Origin of the sequence: Micromonospora sp. NPDC050417 (assembly GCF_044458865.1) — a bacterium.
GTDB lineage: Bacteria > Actinomycetota > Actinomycetes > Mycobacteriales > Micromonosporaceae > Micromonospora_G.
Genome location: NZ_JBITIH010000017.1, coordinates 95,217 through 104,482, shown reverse-complemented (window position 1 = coordinate 104,482; position 9,266 = coordinate 95,217). Strand labels below are relative to the sequence as shown.

The window sequence follows — 9,266 nt, the reverse complement described above, 5'->3', positions numbered from 1 at the left end:
CGGCCAGGTCGGCCAGGTCGGCCAGGTCGGCCAGGTCGGCCAGGTCGGCCAGGTCGGCCAGGTCGGCCAGGTCGGCCAGGTCGGCCAGGTCGGCCAGGTCGGCCGCCAGAACTGGCGAACACGGGCTCTTCGAATTTCGCCAAATGGCCGGCACATCGACCCGGATAGGTCGACCAGCGGCCCGAACAGGGAAAATTCCGATTCGATCAGAGAGTGTGGATCTTGCCTGATTTCACCCCAGAGGCGCTCTTTCATGATGGTCGTTCGTAGTTGCCCCGAGCAACCGTGAATTGAGCGGTGATATCGCCCTTGTGACAAATTTGACACGAAGATTATACCATCGAGAAACTTCTTTACCCTGCGCGGGGGCGATGGTACGGTCGCCGTAATTCGATTGATCCACAAGAGACACACCCGCGATCCTGCCAGCAAGGACCGTGAGCCCATGACCGCGATTGCCGGAACAGACCCTCGCGACTTCCTGAAAGACCTGACGTCGAGTCGCGCCGCCCGACTTCTACGTGACGCACTCGATGACAGGTGGCCAGCGACAACAGACACCGCCGACAGGCTGTCGACTATACATCGTTACGCACTGCTCCCGGCGGGAAAACTGATCCGGCCGATATTGATGCTGGAGTCGGCCGCCGCCGTGGGCGGCCGACCGGAGGACATCCTGCCGGCCGCACTCGGCCTGGAGTACCTCCACGTCGCGACCCTGGTGCACGACGACATCATCGACGCCGACGAGATGCGTCGAGGCCGCCCCGCAGTCCCCCTGGTCTACGGCCTGCCGGACGCGATCGTGGCCGGCGACGCCCTCATCTTCACCGCCTTCGAGTCGATCACCGAGTGCCGCGCCGCAGGGGTGTCGGACAGCGCGATCGGCACCGCGATCGCCGTACTCGCCCGCGCCGGCACCGACCTGTGCCGGGGACAGGTGCTGGAGGCGCAACTCGTCGGCGACCCCGGCATCGACGTGGCCACCTACCTGGAGATGATCCGACTCAAGACCGGCGCCCTGTTCCGGGCCGTCTGCGAGATCGGCGCCATCCTCGCCGGCGCCGAACCGGGCCACTGCCGACAGTTGGCCAGCTACGGCGAACACCTCGGAGTCGCCTTCCAGATCCGCGACGACCTGCTGGCGTACACCACACCAGCGGCGGTGGCGGGCAAGTCACCCACCAACGACCTGGCCAACGGCCGCACCACCCTGCCGGTGCTGCTGGCGTACCAGGCCGGCAACCGGGCCCAGCGCCGACGGCTGGTCGAGGCACTCAACCGCCGGTCGGCCGACGCCGCCGCCCTCGAGGACTTCCACCGGCTGCTACACGAGACCGGCGCGCTGGAGCGGGCCCCCGACCACGTGACCGAACACATCCGGCGGGCACGGAACCAACTCTCCACCCTGGAGTCGTCACCCAGTGTCGCGGTACTCGCCGGCATCACCCACTGGGCCACCGCGCGGCAATGGTGACAGCGGGCATGACGAACACCACACGGCACGGCCGGGACGCACTGGTCGCACACGTACAGACCTGGCGCCCGTACACCCTCTGGTACGTCGGCCTGCTCGGACTCGCCGGCGCCGGCCTGACCGGTGGAGAACACGAGTGGTGGGCGCTGCTCGCCGCCTGGGCCACCCCGACGATCGGCTGGATCGGCGGGCACTACCTCGGCGACTGGTTCGACCGGCGGTTGGACGCGATCAGCAAACCCCACCGGCCGATCCCCTCGGGCCGGCTCCGCCCCGAAACGGCACTCGGCTGCGGCATCGCCTGCCTCGTCGCGGTCGGCGGGCTGACCGTACTCGGGGGTTGGCCCGCCACACTGGTCGCCCTGCTCGCCGCAGGCGGCATCGTCGCGTACAGCCGGGGTCTGAAGGCCCGCGGCCTGGCCGGCAACCTGATCCGCGGCCTGCTCGGCGCGCTGGCCCTGCTCTACGGCGCGCTGCTGGACCCCGGACCGTACCTGTGGGCGCTACTCCCGTTCCTCGTCGCGATCTGGGCACACGACACCGCCTCGAACCTGGTCGGCACGCTGCGCGACGTCGACGGTGACCGGGCCGGCGGATACCAGACCATGCCGGTGCGACACGGCTACCGGGCAGCGGTCTGGACCGCCACCGGCTGCTACGCCCTGACCCTGGTCGCCGCCCTGGTCGGCGGTGTGACGACGCCGGCCGAGGCGGTCCACCCCGACGGCCGGACGCCCTACCTCTGGTTACTCGCGCTGCTTGCCGTGGCCGGGTCGTCGATCTTCGTGAGTCTGCTCGCCCGCCGTGGCGACCTGTCGGTACGCACCGCGCTGCGCGCCCACGAACTCCTCGTCCTGGAACGAGTCGGACTCGCCGGCTCGATGGTCGCCCTCGGCTTCGGACTCGCCCCCGCCGCGGTGCTGACGGTGGCGATCCTGCTCGTCACCGGTTGGAGCCAGGCCCGGATGCGGGCCGGGTACGAACTCGGACCACCCGGCCACCCGGTGATCACCCTGCCCCACCTACCCGAACACAGCTGAAGGAAGCCGCCCCATGCGCTCGGTCCAGATCGACCAGGTCTCCCGCGCCATCTCCGTCGGCGCCGAGGAACTGTTCCGGCGGCAGCGCCCGGACGGTGCCTTCCGGGACTCGCCCCCCGGCTCGGTCCTGGGCACCGCGGGAGCGATCGCCGCCCTGCGCACGGCCGACCCGAGCGGCTCCGCCGCACTGATCAGGACCGGTGCGGACTGGCTCCGCCGACAGCAGCGCCCGGACGGCGGCTGGGGCGGGGTGACCGGCGCGGAGAGCGCCCTCGTACCCACCATCATCGCCACCGCCACCCTGCACCTCGTCGCCCCGACCGGCAGCGCCGAGGCGGTCGTCGCGGGCCGGCGCCGGCTGGCCGAACTCGGCGGGGTGGCGGTCATCGAGGACCTGGCGGTGACCGCCATGTGCAAGCAGTTCCTGGCCCTGGCCGAACTGCCCGAAGCCGGTGAACTGCGTCGACTGCCACTGGAACTGGTCCTCTTCGACAAGGTACGGCGACAGCGGATCTCCTTCCGTACCGCCCCGTTCATCGGCATGGCGCTGCTGCAAACCCGCACCCTGCCGGCCCCGGGACCGCTGCGCCGGCTCACCCGTCGGCTGGCCCAGCCCACGGCGCTGCGCCTGCTGGAGGCGATCCACCAGCACGAAGGTCGGACCGGAGTGCTCAGCGAGGACCCGTGGCCGGCCGCCCTGGTCTGCCTGGGGCTGGCCCACGCCGGGCTCGCCCCGCACCTGGTCACCGCGATCACCCGGTTCCTGCGTGACTCGGTCCGCCCGGACGGCGCCTGGGACGCGGTGTCCAACCTCGACCTGACCCGCTCGGCTTTCGCCGCCACCGGCCTGATCGCCGCCGGGTACGCCGACGACCGCCGGCTGGCCCCGACCCGAAACCTGTTCCACCGTGGCCAGCAGCGCGAGTCGTTCACCGTACTCGGCGTGCCGGCCGGCGGCTGGAGCTACTCCGGCCCGCGCGGCTGGCCGGTCACGCTGGAGTCGGCGGAGATCCTCGCCGCGCTGGCGCGTCTGCCCGGCCACGACGCCGACCCGGTGCTCCACTCCGGGCTGGCCTGGTTGCTGGACCGGCAGGACCAGCGCGGCTCGTGGAGCCTCTGGGTACGCGACACCAAGCTGCCCAACGACGGACCCTGCCCCGGCATCACCAGCCAGGGCATCATCGCCCTACGCGAGGCCGGTCACGCCCACGACAGCCCGCCCGTCGCGGCGGCGGCCCGCTGGCTGCTCACCCAGCAGCGGCCGGACGGCTCCTTCCACAACCTCTGGTACCGCGACTTCACCACCGGCACGGCAATCGTGCTCGACGCCCTCTGCCACGCCGGTCTACGGGCCGACCCGGTGGCCGTACGGGCCAAGGGGTGGCTGCTGCGCGCCCAACGCGCCGACGGCGGGTGGGGTTCGGGCAGCACCACCGACGACGCCTCGGTCGAGGAGACCGCGTGGGCCCTGCCCGCCCTGCTCGGCGCCGGGGTCCCCGCCGACGACGAGGTGATCCGACGCGGTGTCGGCTGGCTGCTCGCCGCACAGGAACCCGACGGCATCTGGCGTCCCAGCCGGATCTGCGCCTACATCCGCAACTACATGTACTACCCGAACGGAGCCATCGCCCAGTCGCTGGCACTGCGGGCGCTCGGGGGCTACCGGACGGCGGTCGAGGCGGCGGCACGTTGAGCTACGACGTGGTGATCTGCGGCGCCGGGGTCGGCGGGCTCGCCAGTGCCCGGGCACTCGGCGCACTGGGCCTCTCCGTGCTGGTGCTGGAGCGCCAGGCGGCGCCGGTCGAGGTGGCAAAGGGCGAACTACTGCAACCGGAATCGGTCCGGATACTGGACCGCTGGGGTGTCCTGCCGGCGCTGCGTACCGGCGGCGCGGTGCCGGTGGGCCGACTGGCCATCCGGGACCCGGCCGGGCGGATCCTGCTCGGTCTGGACTACGACGCGCTGCCCGGTACGTACCGGCAGATCCTCTGCACCGGCTACCCGAACGTGCTGCACGCGCTCGCCGGCACACTCGGCCCGACCGTCGAGATACGCCGTGGTGTGCTGGTCGAAGGGGCGCTGCGCGACCCCACCGGCCGGGTCACCGGGGTACGCGCGGTCGACGGCGGCAAACCGGTGGAGATCGACGCCCGGCTCGTGGTCGCCGCCGACGGGCTCTCCTCCCGGCTGCGCCGCTCGGTCGGCCTGGACGGGATCCGCCGGGACTACGACCACAAGCTCGTCGCCTTCGACCTTCCTGGGGTACAGGTCGCCGACGAGGTCAGCGCCTACCGGGCCGGGCACGGCCTACGGCTGGTCTACCCCCTGCCGGGTGACCGGTGCCGGCTCTACGTCCAGATCCGGCGCGACGAACTACGCGGCCTCGGCGGCGACGCGCTCGCCGCCTGGTGCGACCGGGTGCTGACCGGGGTACCCGCGCTGACCCCGCTCGCCGACGCACTCCGGACACACCTGCGTCAGCGGCAGATCCTCGCGGTCTACCGGCTTCGCGCACCCCGGCTGGCCGTACCCGGCCTCGCCCTGGTCGGCGAGGCGGCGCACGCCGTACACCCGATGGCGGCACAGGGCATGAACAGTTCCCTGGGTGACGCCGAGGCCCTGGCCGACCTCCTCGACGCCACCGGTGGGACCGACACCGGCACGCTGGACCGGGTACTGGCCGACTACCACACGACCCGGCTGCGACGGCTCGACCACACCGCGACGGTCAGCCACCACGCCGCCCGGATGCTGACCAGCACCACCGGGCTCGCCCGGCTGGTCGGCGGGCGGATGATGCGGCACACCGCCGCGAATCCCCGTCTGCTCGGGCTCACCACCGGCAACCTCGCCGGAGTCGCCCCGCACCGGTTGACCCCGGTCGACCGGCTCTACCAACTCGGACTGCTCGGTGACCGGCGGGCGTACGCCGGCAGCGGGCAGTCCCCGGCGAACGGCGGTACGGCAGCATGACCAGCACAGTGGAGCCGAACCCGGTGGCGGACCGGCGGGGCCTGATGGGACGACCGACGCGCGTCGAAGACCCGGACCGGTGGTGCCCGTGCGGGTGCTGATGGCCACCTGGGGCTGGCGGTCGCACTTCTTTCCGCTGGTCCCGCTCGGCTGGGCGCTACAGGCCGCCGGTCACCAGGTCCGGGTCGCCGCCCGGCCGGGGCTGGTCGACGCGGTCACCTCGGCGGGGCTGACCGCCGTACCGGTCGGGGTGGATCTCGACTTCGCGACGGTCTTCAGCGGTCAGATCGGCCCGGTGGCCGCCCGCTCCCCCACACACGCGGCAACGGCGACCGGCAACCGGATGAAACCGGAGATCACCCCGGACGGCGGGGTGGTCCGGTACGCCGACGCGATGCTCGACGACCTGGTCGCCTTCGGCCGCGCCTTCCGACCCGACCTGGTCGTGTACGAACCGTTCAACCTGGCCGGTGCGATCACCGCCGCCGCGCTCGGCGTGCCCGGGGTGCGTCACCTGTGGGGGCCGGACTCCGGCACCGAACTCGACCTCGATCCGGAGGCGGTGGTCGGCCCGCTCGCCGCCCGGGTGGGCGTGCCGACCGACCGGGTCGATCTCGACGGCACGCTGACCATCGACCCGTGCCCGGCGCCGATGCGGGTGCCGGTCGCCGTACCCACCGAGCCGACCCGGTTCGTGCCCTACAACGGGGTTTCGGTGCTGCCGGACTGGTTGTGGCGTGACTGCGGGCCGGACCGGGACCGGATCTGCGTCACCTGGGGAACCATGATGGCGGGCGCCGAACTGACCGGGTTGCTTGGTGCACCGCAGGTGGTGGCGGCACTCGCCGCGCTCGACCTGGAGGTGGTGGTCGCACTCGACGCCGGGCAACGCGACCAGCTCGGCGAGCCGCCGCCGAACGTACGGGTGGCGGCGGCGCCGCTGGCCCTGCACCTGGTGCTGCCGACCTGCCGGGCGTTGGTGCACCAGGGTGGTGCCGGCACCACCATGACCGCGGCCGCGCTCGGCGTGCCGCAACTCGTGCTTCCCCAGGTCAGCGACCAGCACTTCAACGCGGCGCGACTCGCCGCGACCGGCGCCGGCGGTTACCTGGACGGGTCGGCGGTGGACGGACCGGCGATCCGGGAACGGCTCACCGACCTGCTGCACGACCGGAGCTGGACGGATGCGGCGCACCGGTTGCGCGACGCCATCCACGCCCGCCCCGCACCGGCCGACCTGGTTCCGGCGCTGGAACGGCTGGCCTCCCGAGGACGGGTCGGCGCGCCCCCCTGATCTGCCCGCATTCTCCCCATCCGCTCCCGACTTCTCAGGGCAGGTACCGATGACCGAAGCGCAGACCCCGATCCCGTACCCGTTCGCCGCACCGCCGACGATCTTCCACCCCTCGCCGCAACTCGCCGAGCTGCGCGAACACCGCCCGGTCACGCCGGTGACCATGCCCGACGGCAGCCCGGCATGGCTGGTGAGCCGGTACGCCGACGTACGCCGGGTGCTCACCGATGCCCGGTTCAGCCGGGCCGCTGCCGTCGGGCCCGGTGGGCCGCCGAAAGAACTCGGCGTGCTGGAAACCGAATCGTTGATCGGGATGGACCCGCCGGACCACACCCGGATGCGTCGGCTGGTCGCCCGTGCGTTCACTCCCCGGCGGGTCGAGCAGCTACGACCGTGGGTGACGAAGCTCGTCGACGAACTGCTCGACGACGTGGAGGCCCAGCCCCGGCCGGTCGACCTCGCACGGCACTTCTCGACGCCGTTCCCGATCGCGGTGATCAGCGAACTGCTCGGCGTACCGGAGCACCTGCGGTATCTCTGCAAGACCTGGTCGGACACGATGATGAGCGACTGGAGCCGGGACCCGGAGGGAACCCAGGCGGCGTTCGACAGCTTCGCGGGGATGATCGACGCCAAGCGCGCCGAACCGGGCGACGACCTGATCACCGCACTGATCAGCGCCAGCGACGACGAGGACAAGCTCACCGAGCGGGAACTCGTCTCGGTCTGCGTCGGCGTACTGATCGGTGGACACGAGACCACCACCAACCAGATCAACATGTTCCTGCTGACCCTGCTGCACCACCCCGAGGAGTTCGCCCGACTCCGCGCGGACCTCGACGCGATCCCGGCCGCGGTCGAGGAGCTGACCCGGTTCATCCAACTCGGCGAAACCGGAGTGATGCTGCCCCGGGTCACCACCGAGGAGGTGGAGCTGAACGGGGTGACGTTGCCGGCCGGGTCGGCGGTGCTACCGGCGTTCGTCGCGGCGAACCGCGACCCGGCCGCCTTCACGGCGCCGGATCGACTCGACCTGTCCCGCCCGGAGAACCCGCATCTCGGCTTCGGCGCGGGCATCCACCACTGCCTCGGTGCGCAACTCGCCCGGATGGAACTGCAGGAGGCGCTGCGCGGACTGCTCCGGCGTCTGCCGAACGTACGGATCGCGGTGGCCTCCGACGAACTCCGCTTCCGTCAGGGTATGGCCGTACGCACCCTCGAATCCCTCCCGATCACCTGGTGACACGGTAAGAACCTGACGAACAAGGGGTTGAAAAGGTGCGCTCCACCGCCACCGGACGGAATCCGCACGGCGTCGACGCCGCCGGACCAGGAGGAGCCGGCGGCGTCGGTCGGGTACGACTCAGAGCGGGCGGGTGAACTCCATCCGGTTGGCGAAGTTGTCGTAACCGGCGCGCTGGAAACCCTTGAACATCGCGATGTTCTCTACGTCGCAGTCGCCCCGGATCTCGGTGGCGCCGTCTTCGGCCAGGATCGCCGTCCCCCGTGCCACGACCGACGAACTGTAGCCCTTGCCCCGGTGCGCGGGGGTGACACCGACGAAGCCGATCACCGGGAAGGCGGGGCTGTACGCCGGGAGGCTGATCGCGGCCGGAGTGCCGTCAGCGTCGTACCCGATCTCCCACCACTGCGGCTCGTGGTCGAATTCCGCTGACTCCTCGAACAGCAGCTCCGCGGCCCTGCGCGGGCCGTGCCGCCGCACGTTTTCGGTCAGCCGCGCGTCGGCGGTCTCCACGAGCAGGGTCTCCAGCAGGTGGACGAAGGGTTCGTGGCCCAGTTCGGCGAGGGACCGGAACCGTAGTCGCGTGTCCTGCGGGAGGAGCACCCCGCCGGCCAGCCAGCGGAAGCGTCGGCCGTCGCGGGCGACGGTGAACCCGGCTCGTCGCAACAGTTCCGCGCGCCGCTCGGGGTGACGCTGGAACTGTGACGCCTGGACCGGCGAGTCCACCACGTGGCCCAGTTCCGTGGCGCCGAGCGTCCTGGCCAGGGTGGCCGCCTCCGTGAGCAGCGCGAGCCCGACGGTCAGGTCGGGGTCGTCCCAGGGGGCCTCCAGGAGTACCACGTCGGTGGGCATCTCGTGGCCGGGCATGGTCCACAGCACGACGTTGCCGACGAGCCGGCCGTCGTCCTCGGCCACCAGGCACCACTGCGGCCGGGTGCAGCCCTTGGTGAGCAGATCGGTCAGGTACGTGCCGGTCGCGGCGTTGCGTTCGGCATCGTTCGGGTACTGGACGAGCCCGGGGAGTTCGTCGGAGTGGGCAACGCGGATCGTGGTCACAGGAGGAACCCTTCGGAGCGGCCCGACATCGACCCTGAACGGCTCGACATTGGACGAGGGAGGCTCGACCTTGGATGGTGGCAACCGATACCTGAAGCATTTTCACTGGCATCGTCGATGACTAGATCACGGGAGCGCCACGGACGGCTATCACGGCGGTAAGGAAGGGGCCCTTGTTAACGC

The 9,266-nt window shown here is 71.3% G+C and carries 7 protein-coding genes; 6 read left to right on the top strand and 1 reads right to left on the bottom strand.

Features of this window, described 5'->3' with window-relative positions; all coding sequences use genetic code 11:
• Positions 1 to 445 precede the first annotated feature (445 nt).
• The 6 genes from ACIBF5_RS22150 to ACIBF5_RS22125 all read left to right on the top strand — a co-directional run bounded on the left by ACIBF5_RS22150 (position 446) and on the right by ACIBF5_RS22125 (position 8,027).
• Positions 446 to 1,477: a polyprenyl synthetase family protein gene (locus ACIBF5_RS22150; protein ID WP_396814505.1), complete on the top strand. Its 1,032-nt coding sequence runs from the start codon at positions 446 to 448 to the stop codon at positions 1,475 to 1,477.
• An 8-nt stretch (positions 1,478 to 1,485) separates the two neighbouring features.
• The gene (locus ACIBF5_RS22145) at positions 1,486 to 2,517 is read left to right on the top strand and encodes a UbiA family prenyltransferase (RefSeq protein ID WP_396814503.1); all 1,032 of its coding nucleotides are present in this window, start codon (positions 1,486 to 1,488) and stop codon (positions 2,515 to 2,517) included.
• A 13-nt stretch (positions 2,518 to 2,530) separates the two neighbouring features.
• The gene (locus ACIBF5_RS22140; RefSeq protein WP_396814501.1) at positions 2,531 to 4,210 is read left to right on the top strand and encodes a prenyltransferase/squalene oxidase repeat-containing protein; all 1,680 of its coding nucleotides are present in this window, start codon (positions 2,531 to 2,533) and stop codon (positions 4,208 to 4,210) included.
• Positions 4,207 to 5,490: an FAD-dependent oxidoreductase gene (locus tag ACIBF5_RS22135; protein ID WP_396814499.1), complete on the top strand. Its 1,284-nt coding sequence runs from the start codon at positions 4,207 to 4,209 to the stop codon at positions 5,488 to 5,490. The genes ACIBF5_RS22140 and ACIBF5_RS22135 overlap by 4 nt, the downstream gene beginning before the upstream one ends.
• Before the next feature lie 88 nt (positions 5,491 to 5,578).
• Positions 5,579 to 6,784: a nucleotide disphospho-sugar-binding domain-containing protein gene (locus tag ACIBF5_RS22130; protein WP_396814497.1), complete on the top strand. Its 1,206-nt coding sequence runs from the start codon at positions 5,579 to 5,581 to the stop codon at positions 6,782 to 6,784.
• 49 nt (positions 6,785 to 6,833) lie between these two features.
• Positions 6,834 to 8,027, top strand: a complete 1,194-nt coding sequence (locus tag ACIBF5_RS22125) for a cytochrome P450 (RefSeq protein WP_396814495.1) — start codon at positions 6,834 to 6,836, stop codon at positions 8,025 to 8,027.
• Positions 8,028 to 8,147: 120 nt separating this feature from the next.
• Here the strand turns inward: ACIBF5_RS22125 and ACIBF5_RS22120 are convergent, their stop codons facing one another.
• Positions 8,148 to 9,083, bottom strand: a complete 936-nt coding sequence (locus tag ACIBF5_RS22120; RefSeq protein ID WP_396814493.1) for a mycothiol acetyltransferase — start codon at positions 9,081 to 9,083, stop codon at positions 8,148 to 8,150.
• Between the last annotated feature and the right edge of the window lie 183 nt (positions 9,084 to 9,266).

Coding starts and splice junctions, on each gene's coding strand:
- ACIBF5_RS22150 (WP_396814505.1), top strand. CDS start 446: ATGACCGCGATTGCCGGAACAGACCCTCGCGACTTCCTGAAAGACCTG.
- ACIBF5_RS22145 (WP_396814503.1), top strand. CDS start 1,486: ATGACGAACACCACACGGCACGGCCGGGACGCACTGGTCGCACACGTA.
- ACIBF5_RS22140 (WP_396814501.1), top strand. CDS start 2,531: ATGCGCTCGGTCCAGATCGACCAGGTCTCCCGCGCCATCTCCGTCGGC.
- ACIBF5_RS22125 (WP_396814495.1), top strand. CDS start 6,834: ATGACCGAAGCGCAGACCCCGATCCCGTACCCGTTCGCCGCACCGCCG.